18 protein-coding genes are annotated in these 18920 nt (G+C 52.9%); 16 read left to right on the forward strand and 2 right to left on the reverse strand.

Annotation, left to right across the window (positions count from 1 at the left end; translation table 11 throughout):
- The first annotated feature begins 26 nt into the window (after window positions 1-26).
- The 5 genes from KJ970_15080 to KJ970_15100 all read left to right on the forward strand — a co-directional run bounded on the left by KJ970_15080 (window position 27) and on the right by KJ970_15100 (window position 4921).
- Entirely contained in the window at window positions 27-755 is a 729-nt protein-coding gene (locus tag KJ970_15080; protein MBU2692244.1) for a hypothetical protein, read from the forward strand.
- The gene (locus KJ970_15085; protein ID MBU2692245.1) at window positions 756-1691 is read left to right on the forward strand and encodes an ABC transporter ATP-binding protein; all 936 of its coding nucleotides are present in this window, start codon (window positions 756-758) and stop codon (window positions 1689-1691) included.
- Window positions 1684-2481 carry an ABC transporter permease subunit gene (locus tag KJ970_15090; protein ID MBU2692246.1) on the forward strand — a complete coding sequence of 266 codons (798 nt, stop codon included), beginning with the start codon at window positions 1684-1686 and terminating at the stop codon, window positions 2479-2481. The genes KJ970_15085 and KJ970_15090 overlap by 8 nt, the downstream gene beginning before the upstream one ends.
- Before the next feature lie 10 nt (window positions 2482-2491).
- The gene (locus KJ970_15095) at window positions 2492-3493 is read left to right on the forward strand and encodes an ABC transporter ATP-binding protein (protein MBU2692247.1); all 1002 of its coding nucleotides are present in this window, start codon (window positions 2492-2494) and stop codon (window positions 3491-3493) included.
- 123 nt (window positions 3494-3616) lie between these two features.
- Window positions 3617-4921, forward strand: coding sequence for a nucleoside transporter (locus tag KJ970_15100; protein MBU2692248.1), 1305 nt, complete (start codon window positions 3617-3619; stop codon window positions 4919-4921).
- Window positions 4922-5145: 224 nt separating this feature from the next.
- Here the strand turns inward: KJ970_15100 and KJ970_15105 are convergent, their stop codons facing one another.
- Window positions 5146-6276, reverse strand: a complete 1131-nt coding sequence (locus KJ970_15105; GenBank protein ID MBU2692249.1) for a hypothetical protein — start codon at window positions 6274-6276, stop codon at window positions 5146-5148.
- A gap of 302 nt (window positions 6277-6578) precedes the next feature.
- Between KJ970_15105 and KJ970_15110 the strand changes: the two genes are divergently transcribed.
- Together KJ970_15110 and KJ970_15115 are read left to right on the forward strand one after the other, a co-directional pair.
- Window positions 6579-6977 carry a hypothetical protein gene (locus KJ970_15110; GenBank protein ID MBU2692250.1) on the forward strand — a complete coding sequence of 133 codons (399 nt, stop codon included), beginning with the start codon at window positions 6579-6581 and terminating at the stop codon, window positions 6975-6977.
- 121 nt (window positions 6978-7098) lie between these two features.
- Entirely contained in the window at window positions 7099-7758 is a 660-nt protein-coding gene (locus KJ970_15115; GenBank protein MBU2692251.1) for a hypothetical protein, read from the forward strand.
- A 114-nt stretch (window positions 7759-7872) separates the two neighbouring features.
- Here KJ970_15115 and KJ970_15120 read toward each other — a convergent pair whose 3' ends face one another.
- Window positions 7873-8961: a right-handed parallel beta-helix repeat-containing protein gene (locus tag KJ970_15120; GenBank protein ID MBU2692252.1), complete on the reverse strand. Its 1089-nt coding sequence runs from the start codon at window positions 8959-8961 to the stop codon at window positions 7873-7875.
- Window positions 8962-9350: 389 nt separating this feature from the next.
- On the opposite strand from KJ970_15120, the gene KJ970_15125 reads away from it, so the two are divergent.
- The 9 genes from KJ970_15125 to KJ970_15165 all read left to right on the forward strand — a co-directional run bounded on the left by KJ970_15125 (window position 9351) and on the right by KJ970_15165 (window position 18808).
- Window positions 9351-10259, forward strand: a complete 909-nt coding sequence (locus KJ970_15125) for a GNAT family N-acetyltransferase (GenBank protein ID MBU2692253.1) — start codon at window positions 9351-9353, stop codon at window positions 10257-10259.
- 315 nt (window positions 10260-10574) lie between these two features.
- Window positions 10575-11168, forward strand: coding sequence for a hypothetical protein (locus KJ970_15130; protein MBU2692254.1), 594 nt, complete (start codon window positions 10575-10577; stop codon window positions 11166-11168).
- Window positions 11169-11406: 238 nt separating this feature from the next.
- On the forward strand, window positions 11407-11775 hold the full coding sequence (locus KJ970_15135; protein ID MBU2692255.1) for a GIY-YIG nuclease family protein: 369 nt from the start codon (window positions 11407-11409) through the stop codon (window positions 11773-11775).
- 6 nt (window positions 11776-11781) lie between these two features.
- On the forward strand, window positions 11782-12630 hold the full coding sequence (locus KJ970_15140) for a hypothetical protein (protein ID MBU2692256.1): 849 nt from the start codon (window positions 11782-11784) through the stop codon (window positions 12628-12630).
- A gap of 33 nt (window positions 12631-12663) precedes the next feature.
- Window positions 12664-13086, forward strand: a complete 423-nt coding sequence (locus tag KJ970_15145) for a hypothetical protein (protein ID MBU2692257.1) — start codon at window positions 12664-12666, stop codon at window positions 13084-13086.
- A 78-nt stretch (window positions 13087-13164) separates the two neighbouring features.
- Entirely contained in the window at window positions 13165-15072 is a 1908-nt protein-coding gene (locus KJ970_15150; protein MBU2692258.1) for a hypothetical protein, read from the forward strand.
- Window positions 15073-15168: 96 nt separating this feature from the next.
- Window positions 15169-15738, forward strand: a complete 570-nt coding sequence (locus tag KJ970_15155) for a hypothetical protein (protein ID MBU2692259.1) — start codon at window positions 15169-15171, stop codon at window positions 15736-15738.
- A gap of 119 nt (window positions 15739-15857) precedes the next feature.
- Window positions 15858-16472, forward strand: a complete 615-nt coding sequence (locus KJ970_15160; GenBank protein ID MBU2692260.1) for an isoprenylcysteine carboxylmethyltransferase family protein — start codon at window positions 15858-15860, stop codon at window positions 16470-16472.
- A 275-nt stretch (window positions 16473-16747) separates the two neighbouring features.
- Window positions 16748-18808: a hypothetical protein gene (locus KJ970_15165; GenBank protein ID MBU2692261.1), complete on the forward strand. Its 2061-nt coding sequence runs from the start codon at window positions 16748-16750 to the stop codon at window positions 18806-18808.
- The last annotated feature ends 112 nt before the right edge of the window (window positions 18809-18920 follow it).

Raw genomic sequence — 18920 nt, forward strand, 5'->3', positions numbered from 1 at the left:
GCGGATTCACCAGGGGGCGGGCCGTCATGCGAAACCTAAATATCGCTCTGCAGAGTTGCCTCGCGCCGATGGCTTCGGCCCGCGCCATCAAGATAACCCTGGCGATCTCGCTGCTCTTTCTTGCAACCGTCATCACCGGCCGTGTCCTCGGTTTTGTGAGCATCAGCAATCTCGCTCATCTCCGGGCCCTTGTCTTGATTCCCGGGCTTCCCATTGCGGCCATTATCCTTTCGGAAATGGCGTTGCGGGATGGCATCTCGCAAAAGACATTGCTCTACCCGCTTCTCGGCCCCGTTTCGCGCCCCGCACTCGCCGTTGTCCGCACCCTGGTTACAGCCCTGATTCTCATCACCGGCGCCACCCTTCTTATTCTCATCCTGCATTTTCTAAGACATGCCGGATGGGGCTCTTTCCCGCGCGAATTTTACTCTATTCTCCTCGGCGCCCTGGCCTATACCGGCCTTTTCAGCGTCATTCATCTTTTTACAAAAAGAGGGATGATCATTTCTCTCGCCGTCTACTTTATTTTCGATCACTTTATCGGCCAGATCCCATTCTCAATCAGAAGCATCGTCCCCTCATATCATTTGAGGCTGTTAACGAATCTGGAGGAGACATTCCAGATACCGATCTCCATGCACCTGGAATCGGGCACAGTCCTCGAATCTTCTGTTTATCTTATCATTATGGCCGCTATCGGATTCGGGCTCACAGCCTCCATCTTTTCAAAAAAGAATCTCGGGGAGTTGTGTTAAATGAGCGCGCCGTGGATCGAGCTCAATAATGTTCAACTCTCCAGGGGAGGGCGGCCGGTCCTGCAGGGAATCACCGCCAGTCTTTCCGGCCGGGCCATCGGCCTGGTCGGCGTCAATGGTTCCGGAAAATCGACCCTCATCGGCGCTCTTCTCGGCGTCTTGCGGGCGCACACCGGCTCTATAAAAATTTTGGGCCGGTCCATTCCCGAAGAGGCGATGGAAGTTCGCGCCCGCGCCGGCGTCATGGCGGAGCAGGCCGGGATCTTTCCCGGCGGATCGGGTGTTGACGCCGTGACCTTCGCCGGCACCCTCAGCGGTCTGCCCCGCCGCGAATCGTTGCGCCGCGCCCATCGAGCGCTGGATGCTCTCGATGTCGGCGAAGACCGGTACCGGCCGACAAAGGGCTACTCCACCGGAATGCGGCAGCGATGCAAGCTCGCCATGAGCCTCGTACACGGCCCGGAAATTCTAATCCTCGACGAACCGACGGTCGGACTCGATCCCAAGGGCCGGATGCAGCTTCTGTCGCTCATTCGGGATCTGAGGGATGAGGGGCGCAAAATACTCCTGAGTACCCACATTCTTCAAGACGCCGAATTCCTCTGCGATGATCTTCTGCTGCTGGAGGCGGGCACCATCTCCTACTTCGGTCCTGTCGCCAATTTAACAAAAGCCGGAACGCGGCAATATGTCGCAGAAGGAACCGGCTTCGTTGATGACTTCATCCAATCGCTGAAGGGCGCCGGCATGGAGATCCTGCATTTCACGAACAACCGCCTCTCCTTCCTCGCCCGCAATGATGATGACCTGCGGCTTTTTTGGCAGGCGGCGGCGGAGCGCAATGTGGAAATCCGTCAATTGTCCCGGGAAATCGCAACCCTCGAGGACGCCGTCGTCGATGTGATGGAGCAGAATATGGTACGAAACAATGTCTGATCAGAACCGCGCGCCCTCCTCATTCCAGGTCGTGAGAGCGATCGCACAGCGCGAATTCAACATTGGATTGCGCAGCAAGCTTATCAAACTTCTCTTTCTCGCCTCAACGCTGCCGCCACTCGTGCTGACAATTATCCTCATTGTTCGCACCATCGCCAAGCAGTCGACCGGCTTCGATCTGGGCTGGGACCCGATGCTTTGGTTCTTGAGATTTCAAACCCTGCCGATTGCACTTCTAGCCCTCCGGCTGGGCACGCCCAGTGTCGCGCGCGATCGCGCCGAGGAAGTTCTCTTTCTTTACGCCACCCGGCCCGTCCATCCCTGGCATTATGCTCTGGGGAAGATGCTGGCCGTCGCGATACCGGCCGCGGCCTTGCTTCTATTCCCGGGAATTCTCATCGGCATTTTTCGACTCGGCATCACCGCTGATTACACAACAGCGCAGGCGCTGGTGTTGATCGCAAAGCTCTTCGTGGCTTCGTTGGTGCTGGCCTGGTGCTTTGCCGGGGTTTCCGTCGGTCCCAGCGCGGCGGTCCGCCGTACACGTTGGGCTTTCCTTATCGCGCTTGGATGCTATCTGCTTCCCGATGCTCTTTCCGATATCCTCTCTCTCAACAACCAGATTGCATTGGGACCGGCCGACGGTATCCGCCTGCTGCTGGAACACCTCTTTAATGGAGGGCGCCACGCCGTGCTCTACACCATGGCCAATGCCGGTGTTCTGGCGGCATGGGGCTCCCTCGGCATGTTGGCGGCGGCCCTGCGCGTGCGGCAGGAGATGATCCCGTGAGGCGGGCGCGATGACTGATACAAAGCCGACATCAGCGGCTCCACAAGCCGCATCCGGTACGCAAAAGCCGTACGCTGCGCCGATCATCCTCAAGGATGTCAGTGTCTTCTATGGCGAGGTCATCGGCCTCAGTAAGTTCAATCTCACCTGCAGGCCTGGCATCACCGGTATCGTCGGACCCAACGGCAGCGGCAAAACCACCCTTATGCGCGTGCTCACCGGCCTCCTCTCCCCCGCCGAGGGAACGGCGCAGGTCCTGGGCGGATCGCCCTTCGCCGCGTCGGAAATCCGGCGGCGGATTAGCATTGTTCCGGCCACCGAATGTTTTTACGAATCCCTCTCCGGACGCCGCAATCTTGTCATCGCTTACCTCTCTCATGGAAATGACGCCTCGCGCGCCGGGCAGCTCGCCGACAAAGCCCTCGATCTGGTCGGATTGACGGCTGATGGCCGCCGGCGGTACGGTACCTGGTCGCGCGGGATGCGACAGCGCCTCAAGCTTGGTTTTACATTAGCCGGCGATTCCGAGATCGTGCTTCTCGACGAGCCGTTTCTCGGCGTCGATCCGCCGTCGCGCAAGCATTTGCGCATTCTCATCGAAGAATTGGGCCGCAGGAACAAAACCGTCGTGGTGTCATCCCATGTTCTTCATGAAGTCGAGACCTTGACGGATCTCTTCGGTGTTATCGCCAACGGCAGGCTTCTTGGATTCGGGCGCATCAACGAGATCCTCTATGATCTGCGCGACCGCCATCCTCACCGGATACGGATTGAGACGGAAGACGCACGACGTCTCGCGACCCTCTTCATGTCGCAGGAAGATGTGAACGAAATCACGATCATCAATCCGACCACGCTGGAATTCATCACCGCCAAACCCGACAAAACGTATATCGAAATTCCAAAATTGATCGTCGGCGCCGGAATGATCATCCGCAGCATGACGACCCTCGACAACAGCCTTGACGCCGTCTTCCGGCATGTCACCGAAGCGGGATCCAAACGCCTCTAACCCTCTTCATCACTCCTCCCGATCATCCTGCCTTTCTTCATCCTCCGCCGGCCTTCCCCCCGAGCGTCCCCCACCTTGCATTTTCGTTGCCACTGCCTATGATTCCTCGGGAGGGATTTTGGAATGGGTCCAATGCGGAGTTTTCTCGGTCTTTTTGTCTTGATGGCTCTCGCCTGGGGGGTATCCACCAACCGCCGGCGGATTCCCTGGCGCGTCGTCTTTTGGGGAACATCTCTTCAACTGATTTTCGCCGTCTTTATCTTTATCATTCCGGTCGGCGGAACGTTCTTTCTTGCCGTGAATCGTTTTGTTTCCGCCCTGCTCGAAAGCGCCATGGCGGGCACAACTTTTCTCTTCGGGCCTCTCGCCCTGCCGCCCGGCGTCGTTGGCGATAACGGCGAAGTCTCACCGGGTTTTATCCTCGCCTTTCAATCGCTGCCGACCGCCGTCTTCTTTGCGAGCCTCATGGGTCTTCTTTATCATATCCGCGTCATGCCCCTCCTCATCCGGCTTTTCAGTAAAGTCTTTACCACACTCATGCGGATCAGCGGCGCCGAATCACTCTGCGCGGCAAGCAATATCTTTGTCGGCGCCGAGTCGGCTTTAACCATCCGCCCCTATCTTTCCGCCATGACACGCTCGGAGCTTTGCACAATTCTGACCGCCGCAATGGCGACGATCGCCTCCACCGTTCTCGGCCTCTATGTCATGATTTTGCGCGACGCCTTCCCCAATATCGCCGGGCATCTTGTTTCTGCATCGATCCTTTCCGCCCCCGCGGCTGTCGTCATGTCAAAACTGATGCTGCCGGAGGAGGACAAGCCCAAAACACTCGGCAGGAACGCCACTCCCGGCGACAAGCGGGCATCGAGCTGGATGGAAGCGGCGATCGATGGCGCGATGGCAGGCGTCAAGCTCGTTGTCGGTATCGCGGCCCTGCTTCTCGCCTTTCTCGGTCTTTTACATTTAGCAGATCTGGGGATCGGATGGGCCGGCGGATGGATCAATGGTTGGACCGGATGGACGATGGACTGGTCACTGGCCCACTTGATTAGTTACGCCTTCTATCCATTGACCTGGTTGATCGGCGTTGTTCCGGCGGATGTGGGAGTCTGCGCGCGCCTCATCGGTGAACGCACCGTGATCACCGAGATCCCAGCGTATCAGGAGCTGGCCGGGCTGATCTCTTCGGGTGCTTTTCAGGATCCCCGCAGTATCGTTATCACAACCTATGCGCTCTGCGGATTCACCCATGTCGCGAGTCTCGCGATCTTTGTCGGCGGCATCTCGGCGCTCGCCCCCGACCGCACCAAGGATCTCGCGGCGATCGGCCCGCGCGCCCTGCTGGCCGCGATTCTAGCCACACTGATGACCGGCGCCGTGGCGGGGATCTTCGCCTCCGGCGGGACGATATTGGCGGGATCGTAAACTGGGGGCTTGCAGTATAACTCGATTGATTGGTAGTATCTTTGCAGTGATATCTGGTGATTTGTCTGCTTATCCAGCCCAGCAGAATTTGGCGCGCGATCGTATTATCAAGGGATTCATATCCCAAAATTATTGGGCTTGATAATTTACGTTATAGGGACTGGTTTGGGATATGCAGGTATGACTTAAACCAAATTCGAAAAGACCAGGGGCGCAGCATTCTATTATTCACCGTAAATAGATTTTAGCCTCCCCCAAGATGTACTCTTCGCGGGTGTAGGACACCCGGGGCCATATATCCCAATCAAACCGCAATCCATTCCTTCTGGGTGATTCTCCGGCAGACACATAGATCCGTCACTAACCGTAAAGTCGCCGGTTGCCGCATGACAGAATTGCGGATCAACGTTGAAATTCCAGTTCTCTTCTGTCAAGACCTCTGTAACAAGATCTACGTTCCAAACTATATTGCACTTCGGTAAATCTAGCGGATCATCATGACTAAACGCATATCCTATTGCACCTCTTAGGCCAACAAAAATATTGTTTTCAATGAAGCCAATAGGATTGCCCCAATAAGAAATGGCGGTACAGCAGCTACCGTAGTTATTAGTCATATAGAATATATTATTCTTAATTATTAATTCATCCAGTTGTTGGTAGCCTGTAATTTCAATTATGCCACCATCGGCATAGTTGTCCACGAATCTGTTTTCGACTATCCGTGCTGACGTACCAACAGACCGATAAACTCCGGCACTTTCATAATGTATATCCGAATAAATTGAATTATTTGAAAACAAATTTCCGCGCGAATATACATTGTTAGCCAAAATATTCGGCTCCCCAACGGCATAACAACCGGTGACGATATTATCTTCAAATCGGCTATATCCTATATTTTCCGTGGCCGCGAGAGAAATGTTAGGCCAGCAGATTTCAACAGCAGAACAGGCGCGCAAATCTCTAAAAATGCAATCATGAATATACGAGAATTCCCCATTGCAACTGAAGCTACCATTCATAAAACAAACGCCCGACATCTCAAGATTTTTGATATAAAAGGATGCGTAGCCGGCATACTCGCCATCAGATAAATCAATATTTGTTACTTCAGAGTCATAGGCGCCAATAAAAGTCAGTTCATCAAGGTCATTTCCAAAGGGCAAATTTGGAATCTCCCGATAGGTACCAGGATAAACCAAAACGGTGTCACCGGAATCAACTAAATCCAAAGCGGCTTGTATTGTTGGGGCATCACCTGAACCATCCACAAAAACGTTCCAGGTTGTTGAGAGACAAGCAACTGGAAGAGCTCCACCAAATAGCGTAATTACTATTAGTCGCCAGGACATAATTCGCCCCCAGTCTCGAGAGAGGAAGTGAACGATCACAATAGAATTATAGGGGCAGACTAACCCGATGAACAGTGGATATTTGTGTGCGTCCGGTATTATATGAGGCCCTATAACGACCTTATTAACCCGACGAGGTCCCTTGTCACGCCCCCCGCGATGAGAGATAATAGTAGCGCGATCATGGGAGAGGCGAGGGCCGTGCCAAAGACCCTCGCGGGTTATGAGAACGTTAGACGGACACTCCGATTTGAAGCAGGCGCCAGTTGTACAACGAGCTAATTGGACAAGCGAGGGGCCATATGAAGAGGGTTCTTGGGGCTAGGGCGGCCGCCAATGGTCTTCTGATCGGGTTAGGCGGACTTGCCGTTTTTCACGCTCTGCTTTTGCTGGGCGTTTTACCTGCAAGTATCGCGTGGGGTGGTCGGGCTGACGACGCATCGCACAGTTTTCTATTGCTCGAGTTGGTTGGTTTTACGGTCATAGCGTTCTTCGCCGTCATCGTAGCTGCAAAAATCGGGTATTTGAAAGTGGGCAGGTTCCGCCGAGTTGTACGCGTTGGTGTGTGGGTGGTTTTCGGGTACTTTTCACTCAACGTCCTCAGCAATTTGGCTTCCATGTCGGGTCTTGAACGGGCTATTTTTACGCCCGTTAGTGTTGTTCTTTCGCTACTTGCGTTCAGGTTGGCGATAGAGAGGTAGATTCATATATAATTGAATTCGATCCTTGAACTGATTTGGTGGTTAACCATCTCGACGAAACGCTAAGGTGGGCGAAATATAGAAAAGCCGGCCGGTAATCTCAGACATAAGGAGATGAGAGATGAAGTTCATAATTATTCTACTCTTTGGCATATTCTTGTTCTCAGAGACTTGCGCGGCGGGCACAAACAACGGCGTCGTTTTAATAGCTGATGGTTCCTTGCGATTTCCTTGTGGGGGCAGTTCAGTATATCCTTGGCTAATCGATCCGACGAGCTGCGAAGAAGCTGATCCAGCCGGGGAAGAATGGTGTTGGGGTTTGCATTGGTTCCATCTTTTTGCGGCCTCTCCAATCGAGAACAATACGCGTATTGGTGGGTTTTATTTGGGTCTTGGTCAATATGACCAACAGCGGCTATATATTGACTACTTTGGTGCCGCTGTGTCGGGCTCCCTTATAACTCCGACTAGCGGTTGGCCGGGTCCTGGAAGCGGGACGATCGTCGATTTTAGACCCTATTGGATTTCTGGCGAGTATGAACTTCTCTGCTATTTTGGCGCTTATGTATACGGCGAGGATGACATAACCATACCCTTGGCAAATCACCCGGATCACCTATCGGGCGTGTTTGACGAGGACGGGGAATTTGATGAATTTGTCGGCTTGCCAGCGATGGGCTTTGCAGGCCACCCCGGTAGTAATCCACTCTGTCCGGGTGAAGAACCAACACTCAACAAGGTTTCAACCTGGGGATCGATTAAGTCTTTATATAGCATCTAACGAACTCATTATTCCGACGAGGTTCCTTGTCACGGCGTGTTAAAAGAACGTTATAGGGTCAAAATTTGAATCGCTACGAAATGCCACCGTTGTAGATATCTGCTGTGAGTTTCTTCACTTTGTTTTGAAATATCTCTTCAGCAATCCCCAAGATATATTTTTCGTTGGCGTAGGACAGCCCGCCTCAAATATCCCGATCAAGCCGCAGTTCATCCCAACAGGTTGATTCTCAGGCAGGCACACTGATCCCACATTAACGGTGAAATCACCAATCTCGGCGCCACAGAAGCGTGGATCTAAATAGAGATTCCAATCCTCTTCGGCAAAAACCTCGGTGTCATATTCTATATTCCAGAGGATGTTGCAACTTGGTGGCTCAAAGGGGCGGGCAGAGTCTGTGAAAGGATTATTCGCGCTGGTAGATACAAGTATATTATTTTCAATTGATGCTGCAAAATCGTAATCGCTCCAGATTATCAGGGCTTGGTTATGATAGAATATGTTGTTCCAAAGGGTCATTTCTAGAAATTGCGGTTCGGAAAACAGGCTAACTATTATTGTCCCCAGTTCGGCGTAGTTGTTTGTAAATATATTCTCTTCAATTCTCGAAAATCGCCCACCTGGAAAGAAAATACCGGCGGGATCCAGATGGTATTCCATAATACACGTATTGTCTGAGAATAGATTGCCGCGCACGAAGGCATTATCTGCCCTCATGATCGGCCCCCCAACGCTGCCATTGTCCGTCACGAGGTTATCCTCAAAATAATTATAGCCATGGTCGTTCGTGTCCGTGAGAACTATGTTGCCTCCGGAATCACTATCAAGATCTCTAAAAGTGCAATCATGAACAGAATAGTATGCACTTTGGATATAGACATGATCACCATTCTCAAAACAAAAACCCGAAATTACAAAATAGACAATTCCAAATGATGAATGCCCGCCAGCCAAGTCAATGATCGTATCGTCCCGTCCGGAAACGCCGAGCAATGTGAGCTCAGCAAGATTGTATCTCGTAGGAGACTCATGATAAGTACCCGGATAGACCAAAACGGTATCGCCTGAGCTGGTTGAATCCAAAGCCGCCTGAATTGTCGGGGCGTCTCCAGAGCCGTCCTCATAGACTGTCCAAGTTGCTGTCATGCTTGGCGCTGGCAGGAATATCAGCAAGAGCAAAGTAATCCAAAGTCGATCCAACATGATATCATCCCCAATCTTAGAAAAGGGCTAACTGTCACAAGTGAAGTATAGTTGGTACTAGGGTATCTGAACAGAGAAAAATGGACTGCCCAATCAGGGTTCGACCGTGCAATTTAAGGCCCTATAGCGCCCTCATGAACCCGGCGAATGGACCTTGTCACGCACCCCGCATTTATGGGAGAATGGACGCGCACAAGAGGGTTGGCGGGGCCCGCGCCAAACGCACCTCGCAGGTTTGGGGAACATTATGTGTCATCTAACGAAGAATAAAAGCGATGAAGATAGCTACCGGAACTAAATCTGATTTACAAAATCCACTAATACTAGACCTTCTTAGAAAAGGGGTGTCCCGACCCACACAGAAACTAATATCGCGGATGCCGGAAATAATGAATTCCGACTCGGATCGGGTCTTCATAGCATTCGATAATGATTTACCGCTTGGCATTCTAATAGCTACCGAGAGATCTGAGAATCATTTTGAGATCAGGAATATCTTTGTTGAGCCTGTCAGCCGGCGCTCAGGCGTCGGTCGACAACTTATCTACAAGCTAATCAGCTCGAACGAGAACACGAAGATCGAAACCGAAACCGACGATGATACTGTCGCTTTCTACCACTCATTAGGATTTCGTATTCATTCACTCGGAGAGACGTATCCTGGAGTGATCCGGTATCGATGTAACTACGACCACACGGCATGGACACATATCGCATGTACTGATGTCGTAAACAGATTCGAACAAGATGGAGTTCTTTGCTGGATATCGGGTGGATGGGCGGTCGATCTTCATCTGGGCCGCCAAACAAGAGCTCACGATGATATCGACATTTCAATTCTTCGCGCGGATCAGCTTAAGCTGAAGAACCTCTTCCCTGGTTGGGAAATATTTCACACACATGCGCCTGGACTTCGGTACTGGAATGGCGTGAAGTATTTGCACTCGATCCCCAATGTATGGCTTCGCGAAAATAGCGATTCGCCATGGGCAGTCGAAGTGCTGTTTCAGGAAAGTAAGAACGAAATGTGGCAGTACAGGCGAATACCATCAATACAAAGATCCGTTGCGGAAATTGGCCTTATCAGTGATGACGGTCTTCCGTATCTACGACCCGAAATACAGCTTTTATACAAAGGTGGCGGAACGTCATATCGGAAAAAGGATCTGCAGGATCTCATTGCGCTATTGCCGGTCATTTCACCGGCGGAAAAATCTTGGTTGGTCGATTCAATACGCATAGAGTTTCCTGAAGGACATGATTGGATCGAAATCATTGAAAATGAGAATTACACATAACATATCGCTTGAACAACCGTCTTCTCGTCGCAGGTGTTTCCAGCAATTCGAAGTATTGCCGGTTCTCTATACTCTCTGTTGGTATTAGCCACGATTTGGGATAGGGATTGAACCAAAAAATAGACTTATCATACATGCAGGATAAAGAATGGCTAGAAGCAAAATTTATGGCATTTGGCCCTGCATCTTTGGGCCTCTTGTCACGCACCCCGCAGTTCGAGATAATAGTGGCGCGAATAGTGGAGCAGGCGGGGCTGCGTCTTGCACGCCTCGCATGTTAAACGAACGTTATGTGGATGGAGAAGGAGAAGGAAAGTGAAAGCGTCTCTCTTAGTCGTCTTGATGGTACTCCTGCTGGGTTGTGGCGATGATCGCGCGAGTGACTTTGAAGCCTACATCGCGACTATTCGCGAATCCGGAATGACGGAGACAGCACAGAGCCAAGTTCGAATGGTCGCGTCTATCAGAACCGGACTATCGGTTCTCAGCTTCCCAAAGAACGAAGAAGAGGAATCATATTTCATGCAGTATCTGAGCGGGAGTTGCCCAAACCCAGAGGCGACACCGGATGAGATCCAGCTGTGGCGGGCTTCTCTTTATGCAAAGCTCGAGCCTGAATATCAAGAACTCCGGAGGCTGGCTGACGCAGATCAGTCAGGGTTCGTGTCGACTGAGGAAGCAACGCGGCTGCGAAACATGTACGAGTTTGGAGTTATGGTAACCTTTGTCTTTGACAACACGCGGCAAGATATCCCGGCGACAGCCCGAGGGCTCGGTTTGACGGTTGAGCAGTTGCGCTCGCGGTTAGTTGAATATGAAGAGTATTGCCACTCGTTGGGCGCGGCCTATGAGGACGTAATGCCGGACGCCGATGCGGTGATGGCAGGCATTCGAGACGAGACGACATAGCGCCCTCATGAATCCGGCGAGTGGCCCTTGTCACACCCCCGCATTTATGGGAGAATGGACGCGCACATGAGGGTTGGCGGGCCCGCGCCAAAAGCACCTCGCGGGTTAAAAGAACGTCAGGCCCATGTAGGATTACCCAATGACCAGGCCAATGAAAGATTCCAAGATCACCAATGTGAGCGACCTACTTCGCGAAACATACATCGCGCTTGGTGAGGCTTAGTTTAGGAGATGCTTAATGAGTAATATCGATCGCAAGGCGCGCATTCGCGAATACAAGGAAACCCCTCGCCCTGCAGGCGTCTACCGTGTCCGCAACTCCATGAGAGGAAAGTCGCTGATCGGATCGACCATTGATATCCCCAGCATGCTGAACCGGCACCGATTCCAACTGGAGAACGGTTTGCACCCCGATAAGGAGCTTCTGGGGGACTGGAACGAGATCGGCGCGGATGCATTTGAATTCGAGACATTGGATCAGCTGGAACCGAGCGATAAACCGGCCTACGATCCGACTGAAGATCTTGCTGTCCTTAAATCGATGTGGATAGAGAAGCTCACGGCATCAGGAGAAACGCTGTACCAGCAGTCAAAGCGATACACCTAACACCGCATGAACCTGACGGGGATTGAAAATGTGAAATTTCTACGGCTTGCCATAATACTTCTGTCTCTTATAATATGTTCCTGCGGGGATAATGATGGTCCCAACGCCCCGGATGATGATTCTCAGGATCCCGGTTCCGCAGATTCAATAATTCGCGATATTTCGGATTTAGATCTCGACGTCATGATTTCATCGGAAATAATAACCCAAGTAGATACCGTTGTGATCAATATGATTCTGAGCAATCCCACGAATTATTCCGCCTGCATAGACTTCGCCACTACCTGCCAAGAAAAGCTCTGGGTTTATGACGAAGACGGGGATTATTTGGGGCGGCCATATACATGCCTGGGGCTGCCGACAACTATTGCCTTGGGGCCCGGCAAAAGCCGAGAGTATCAGTTCGAATGGACTCCTTGTCCTAATCTGCCGGGTTATTACACTTTAATTGCGGGATTTCATAATGCCGGCGGCGGCCATGGATATACATATGAGCCGATTCAAATACAAGTAATCGGCAGCGATGAGTCGGCAGCGGGCGCCTGGGAAGGCTCTTGCGCAAGAGTTTCGGCCATCCCAGAGTGGCAGGCTGACAGATTTACTATGTCACTCACCCAAGATAGCATCTTTGTGAGAGGCACGCTTACGGCGGGCGGCGCGACACTTGAGGGGCTTTATGGAACAATGAGATATAATAAATTAGTGTTGCGGATATCTTTCTATCAATACGACAGAGTCGTTGAATTCTCCGGCGATGTGTGTGGCGGCTCTGTCGGTGGTGTTGTCACTGTTCGATATATTGACACGGGCCGGATAATCCATAACCCCTGGAGTGCAGAGAAAGTAAGTCAATAACCATCTCACGAGATTATCTGGAGCTTTCTGCCGATGGAACCCGTAAATGATCATCCGTCCACTGAGAGAAAAATCCGCCTTGAACCGCTCAAGGTCGAAGATTTCCCTCTCATACGGCCGTGGATTGAGCCCCGCGTGTTTCGGATCTTCCACGAACCCGTGGACAATGCGCAACTGAAGCGCTTGCTGACAAAGTACGAAAGCGGACGGCCGCAATCCTTGGGTCTCCGCATCGTTCGGACTTCTGACGAGCAGCTCATCGGCGTGATCCATTCAACAATCGACTGGAAGAACAACCTCGCGCACGTTGGGCAGATTGTCCTGGGCGATCTGATGCACAGGAATGCGGGCTTCAAGGTCGAAGGCCTCATGAGGGAAGCCACAAGGATTCAAGACGGATACGTCAGTTGGTACAGCATGTCGATCCTCGAGGAGGAGTGGAAGGATCAATCGTAGAGAAGGATAAAGGCTGGATGGAGCGGACGAAACTGGCGTCCCCGAGCCGAACTCATGAACCTGTGCGAGGCGTTCCAAATGCTGCGACTCCTTTGTTGTATATGTATCATCGCCTATTTCGCAGTCGGCTGTTCGGAAGACAAACGCACAGCGCCAACTTATTCCGATACAACACCGCCAGCCGCGGTGCATAACCTGGCTACAGCACCAGCAGCGGAGGATCGAGTTACTATTTATTGGACGGCGCCGGGCGATGATGGCGCTGTGGGTCAAGCTTCCCATTACGATATCCGCTACTCGGCGACTCCCATCACCGAAGTCTTTTGGGATTCAGCAACAATTGTCGTCTCATGTCCGGCACCGGTATCGTCCGGACACATACAGCATGTTGAAGTTTTGGGGCTTGGGCTGGGCAAATGGTACTTTGGCCTAAAAACCGCAGACGAGGTTCCTAATTGGTCAGAGTTATCCAATATAGCAAACGCAACCATTGGGGATACAATTGCCCCAAGTGCTATCAGCGACCTTTATATCTTTTCCTTCGATGAAACCAGCGCAACTCTGGTATGGACCGCACCAGGTGACGATGGCGATATTGGTCAAGCAGCCGAATACGATCTTCGGTATGCCTTTGAAACCATATCCGAGGAAACCTGGGCTGTGGCAAACCGAGTCCAAGACGTTCCAGCGCCAGAGGCCGCGGATACCGGGGAGATTTTTACCTTCGCCGATCTGGAGACCGGCCGAGCGTATTTTGTTGCTATAAAGACCCTTGATGATAGGTCAAATGCCTCCGGGCTCTCGAATGTCGTGAGCGTAACACCCGCTCAAGACAATCTCCCGCCGGGGCAAGTGCTCGATTTAAATACAACCCACGCCGTTGGGCACAGCGTTACCTTGACATGGACAGCCCCTGGCGATAATGGATACGCAGGCTTGGCGTTCGAGTATGACTTGAGATATTCCCAAACCCAAATCACCAATGATTCATGGAACGAGGCGACTCGAATCCTTGATGTATCCCCACCCGGTGTGGCAGGTAACGAGGAATCCTTCATAGTCCATGATTTGGAACTCGAGACACCATATTTCTTTGCCCTCAAGACCGCAGACGATACATCCAACTGGTCAGAGATGTCGAATGTCGCAGACGCAATCACTGTTGCCCTGGCACAATTAACATTTAGCAATCGACTGGCCGGCGCTTTCCATAGTTTTTGGTCTTTAGATGGCAGGGATATTCTTTTCGAGGCAGACTATGGTCAAGAGTTTGTGTATCAGCTCTACCGAATGCCCGCGAACGGCGGTGTCCCTTCGAAATTGACGAATGAACCAGGACAAGCTTCGCAGGGCGCCTGGGCTCCTGATGGAAACCAGATCTCCTTCCTCACCACTGGATTCGGATTAAATGAACTCAGAATGGTCGATGCAGCCCAAGGTTCGGTTTCTTCACTACTACTGCGCCACGAAGAGCACCGTATTCAAGATTATTCTTGGTCTCCAGATGGAAACTATATTGTTTACACAGCTCACCCCCCAGACCAGTGGGATCAGCGAAGAGCTTACATTCTTTCACTATCAGGAGGAGCAACTGAGGAGATTCTCTCACCAGACTGGCTTCCCATCTGGGTGGCGTGGTCACCTTCAGGAGATCAAATATGTTTTACCTCTACACAAAACGAAAACGTGGACATCTGGGTAATGTCTTCGACGGGAGAGGATCCAACCCAGATTACCTTCGATTCAGCCTATGATGGTGCTCAAGCTTGGTCGCCTGATGGCAGCAAAATAGCATTCACATCCGACCGAACCGGAAACTATGCCATATGGGTCATGTCCGCATCTGGGGAGAACATGACCCAGTTGACATTTGATGATGAGCAAGAATTGTATCCTCACTGGTCACCCGACGGTAAGGCCATAACTTATACTAGCGGAACAGGCCCTTTTTGGAGAGGTGACATCTGGGTTCTTTATTTGGAATAAGGAAGAATCGTGAAACTCATTCAGCCAATGAGGTTCCGTACGACCCCGGCGCACGGGCCCTTGTCACGCCTCAAATAAACGGAGAAAGGATGCGACATGAGAACAGTGCTTAATGTGTGTATTCTAGCCGTTTTGATTACAATGTTTGCCAACGCCCCATCCGCAGATCAATGGGATTTAATCCACGAGTGCGGAACAATTGACTACAATGAAAACGAAGATTGCTATCTGTTTCTTGGATTCGAGTCAGGTCCATATGCGATCTATGATGGAGATCCTTTTAGCAGCGGTGATACAGCATTCATCTACGGCGAGGTAGATTCAACCGATGCACGAGAGTGTCCGGGGGCGGCGGAGTACTTATGGCGTTACGCCGACGGGTTGTGCAACGTGATCGATTTTGGCTGTGGCCGAGTCAGCCGCTGCGGCGTTGAAGATGAGTGTGGGTGTGTCATGACCGATGAATATGGAGGGCTAGCCCTTCTTAATTATAATGGCTTAAGCTATGGAGATAGTGTTCGAATCTACGGCCGCAAACTCTCGGGACCCCTATCATGGTGTGGTTTCAGCTGGTATGTCTGGGTCGATACTCTATTCTATTGTGGAGTTACACCGACAAAAATGGAGTCGTGGGGTCATATAAAAAGCCTTTATCCTGAGAATTAATGGCAGATTAGGCCGAACATCAAACGCACTTTTGAACCCGCCAAGCGCGCATCGCAGGTTAAAGTACGTTAGGTTGCGTCCTGCGTTTGTTTGATTCTCAGTGGGGGGACTACCCTTTTATGGAAACCATCGCGTACTACTTGGCCTTGGTGTGTGTAATGGCTGTTCCGGCGGCATTGGCCTCCTGGTTCGTTCTTCACTTGCTCGCGCCGTGGTTGCGCCGCGCCGGACCGATCGCCGTCCGCGCCGCCACCGTGGCCGTCATCCTAGCCGTCATGGGTGCGGTCTTCTTGATCAGGCAGCCGGTTCTCAGACAGCACTTCGGCGTGCAGGTGCCGCTCGTGGGTGTGGCGGTTATTTTCTTCGGGGTTTCGTCTTACCTTAGAACGCGGATCCTCCGACAAATCCCGATGAGGATGATGCTCGACCTTCCCAAGATGGCGGGCCAGGATGCCGGAAAACTCATCACAGGCGGGATCTACTCACGAATGCGTCATCCGGGGTACGTGGCCATGGCATTCGCCGTTGCAGCGGCGGCGCTGTTCACCAACTACTTGGCCATGTATGTGGTGGCGCTGGCGTACATGCCGCTGATCGGCCTTGTGGCAGTGCTCGATGAGCGTGAGCTAGCCACGCGGTTCCCCGGGGAGTATCGTGCGTACTGCGCACGGGTGCCTCGCTTCATCCCGCGGTTTTCTGCGTCAGGGCGTCATGGAGGAAAAGACGCACCCTAACAATAGCATCCAACCGCCGGCGCTGCGTGCCGCCGCTGATGCCGAGGTTCAGAATAGTTTAAGTTAAACATTTTCATTGCGGTGTTTGTATTGCAGCACCCTCAACGGAGAGTCTTTATCATTGGTTGCCTGTCGAAGAGTGTTATGAACGATGATCCTTGTCCCTTTAATGCCCATGAGATATAATCAAGTCGCGAAAAGAGAGTGAGCGAGGCCGCGCCGATAGCCCTCGCAGAAGATCTGAATGTAAGGCACGAACGAGGGGGGGCAACGTCATGAAAGGCATAACGATAGTCCTTTGTGTTCTTTCCCTGATTTTGATAGCTGCTGCCATTGGCACCGCACATTGCCAATCCGACGGAGCCATCGTGGGATGGGGGGACCTCGTCCTTGTCGAGGACGAAGCCCTCGAGAATTTTATCGCCGTGGCGGCTGGCGGAGTCCACAGCCTGGGTCTCAAGGCCGACGGCACGATCGTGGCCTGGGGGGATAACCGAGCCGCCGAGTGCATGGTCCCCTGGCCTAACGTGGATTTTGTCGCCATGGCGGCAGGTCGCGGGCACAGCCTGGGGATCAAATCCGACAGCACGATCGTGGCTTGGGGGCTGAACTATAGAGGCGAGTGTGACGTCCCCGAACCCAACGCGGACTTTGTGGCCGTCGCGGCGGGGGCCCACCACAGCCTGGGGATCAAATCCGACAGCACGATCGTTACCTGGGGGGACAACGGTGAAGGCCAGTGCAACGTTCCCACGCCCAACGCGGACTTTATTGCCGTGGCGGGGGGTGGTACCGGGGTGGAGTATGGCGAGGCCCACAGCTTGGGGCTCAAATCCGACGGTACGATCGTGGCTTGGGGGTGGAACAATTATGGCCAGTGCGACGTCCCGGCACCCAACGCCGACTTCGTCGCCGTGGCGGCGGGTGCCGATCACAGCTTGGGGCTCAAGTCCGACGGCACAATCGTGGCCTGGGGCTGGAACGGCTCAGGTCAATGTGATGTCCCAGAGCCGAACGCCGACTTTGTTGCCCTGGGGGGGGGATACAGACACAGCTTGGGGCTCAAGTCCGATGGCACAATTGTGGCATGGGGAAGCAACACCTCAGGACAATGCAACGTCCCCGAGCCGAACGCCGACTTCGTTGCCGTGTCGGTCGGCCTAGAGCACAACTTGGGGCTCAAGTCTGACAGCACAATGGTAGCCTGGGGGTACAACTTCTATGTCCAATGCGGCCTCCCGGTGCCCAACGCTGACTTTGTGGCCGCGGATGGGAGCCTGGGCTTCAGCCTGGGCCTCAAGTCCGACGGCACGATCGCGGCCTGGGGGTACAACAGCTGGGGCCGGCTAGACATTCCCGAGCCCAATGCCGACTTCGTTGCCGTGGCGGCTGGTGCCGCTCGACACGCACTGGGGCTCAAATCCGACAGCACGATCGTTACCTGGGGCGACAACTATTATGGCGTGTGCGACGTTCCCCTCAACGGCCACTATGTTGCTGTTTCGGCGGGGCTTCAGCACAGCCTGGCTCTTAAGTCGTATGGTCCCATTGTGGCCTGGGGGGACAACTATTATGGCCAGTGCGATGTCCCGGCGCCCAACGCCAACTTCGTTGCCATGTCGGGGGGGTTTTTTCACAGCCTGGGTCTCAAGTCCGACGGCACAATCATCGCCTGGGGTGACAATGAATATGGCCAGTGCGACGTCCCGGACCCCAACACCGACTTCGTTGCCGTGTCGGCGGGAAGCCAGCACAGCCTGGGTCTCAAGTCCGACGGCACTATTGTGGGCTGGGGGAGAAACTCAGCCGGCCAGTGTGATGTTCCCGAGCCCAACGCTGACTTTGTGGCGGTGGACGCATTCTGGCTTAGCCTGGGTCTCAAGTCCGACGGCACAATCGTGGCCTGGGGGTGCGGCAGCTCTAACCAGTGTGATATTCCTGCGCCCAATGCCAACTTCGTGGCCATTGCGGCATGTGGCTCTCACAGCCTGGGAATTAAGAGATCACCTTTGGTCTCTGTTCAGGAGCCCTGGCCGGGACATGCACCGAGGATCCCCACCCTCGCGATAAATTCGCTGACGCCAAACCCATTCCACCAGTCTCTGGAGCTGTCACTGGAAAGCCGCATATCATGTCCGGCGACGATGACGGTTCACGACCTGAGCGGGAGACTTGTAAGGGCTATACCTTTGGGCGTTCTGGAACCGGGTCTCCATCGCGTCCGATGGGACGGGCGCAACGGAAGCGGGGTTAATGTTAGTGACGGCGTGTACTGGATACGCCTAAGCAATTCGGTCGAGACGTCGGCAGCTGCAAAGGCGGTACTTATACGCTAGGACCTTTGGGTCAAGCGGGTCCATTTGAAACGGCAGTTTCAAAAGTAGACTTTGCCAGATCAACAGCGATGGTAGTAGAACATGCCGGATGGGACTCTTGCGTAGCATTGTG

Source organism: Candidatus Eisenbacteria bacterium (assembly GCA_018831195.1).
Classification (GTDB): domain Bacteria; phylum Eisenbacteria; class RBG-16-71-46; order CAIMUX01; family JAHJDP01; genus JAHJDP01.

Excerpts from the sequence above, each read along its gene's own strand:
- KJ970_15085 (MBU2692245.1), top strand. The coding sequence starts at position 756 with ATGAGCGCGCCGTGGATCGAGCTCAATAATGTTCAACTCTCCAGGGGA.
- KJ970_15110 (MBU2692250.1), top strand. The coding sequence starts at position 6,579 with ATGAAGAGGGTTCTTGGGGCTAGGGCGGCCGCCAATGGTCTTCTGATC.
- KJ970_15105 (MBU2692249.1), bottom strand. The coding sequence starts at position 6,276 with ATGTCCTGGCGACTAATAGTAATTACGCTATTTGGTGGAGCTCTTCCA.
- KJ970_15090 (MBU2692246.1), top strand. The coding sequence starts at position 1,684 with ATGTCTGATCAGAACCGCGCGCCCTCCTCATTCCAGGTCGTGAGAGCG.
- KJ970_15080 (MBU2692244.1), top strand. The coding sequence starts at position 27 with ATGCGAAACCTAAATATCGCTCTGCAGAGTTGCCTCGCGCCGATGGCT.
- KJ970_15125 (MBU2692253.1), top strand. The coding sequence starts at position 9,351 with ATGAATTCCGACTCGGATCGGGTCTTCATAGCATTCGATAATGATTTA.
- KJ970_15135 (MBU2692255.1), top strand. The coding sequence starts at position 11,407 with ATGAGTAATATCGATCGCAAGGCGCGCATTCGCGAATACAAGGAAACC.
- KJ970_15145 (MBU2692257.1), top strand. The coding sequence starts at position 12,664 with ATGGAACCCGTAAATGATCATCCGTCCACTGAGAGAAAAATCCGCCTT.
- KJ970_15165 (MBU2692261.1), top strand. The coding sequence starts at position 16,748 with ATGAAAGGCATAACGATAGTCCTTTGTGTTCTTTCCCTGATTTTGATA.
- KJ970_15120 (MBU2692252.1), bottom strand. The coding sequence starts at position 8,961 with ATGTTGGATCGACTTTGGATTACTTTGCTCTTGCTGATATTCCTGCCA.
- KJ970_15140 (MBU2692256.1), top strand. The coding sequence starts at position 11,782 with ATGAACCTGACGGGGATTGAAAATGTGAAATTTCTACGGCTTGCCATA.
- KJ970_15095 (MBU2692247.1), top strand. The coding sequence starts at position 2,492 with ATGACTGATACAAAGCCGACATCAGCGGCTCCACAAGCCGCATCCGGT.
- KJ970_15115 (MBU2692251.1), top strand. The coding sequence starts at position 7,099 with ATGAAGTTCATAATTATTCTACTCTTTGGCATATTCTTGTTCTCAGAG.
- KJ970_15160 (MBU2692260.1), top strand. The coding sequence starts at position 15,858 with ATGGAAACCATCGCGTACTACTTGGCCTTGGTGTGTGTAATGGCTGTT.
- KJ970_15100 (MBU2692248.1), top strand. The coding sequence starts at position 3,617 with ATGGGTCCAATGCGGAGTTTTCTCGGTCTTTTTGTCTTGATGGCTCTC.
- KJ970_15150 (MBU2692258.1), top strand. The coding sequence starts at position 13,165 with ATGCTGCGACTCCTTTGTTGTATATGTATCATCGCCTATTTCGCAGTC.
- KJ970_15155 (MBU2692259.1), top strand. The coding sequence starts at position 15,169 with ATGAGAACAGTGCTTAATGTGTGTATTCTAGCCGTTTTGATTACAATG.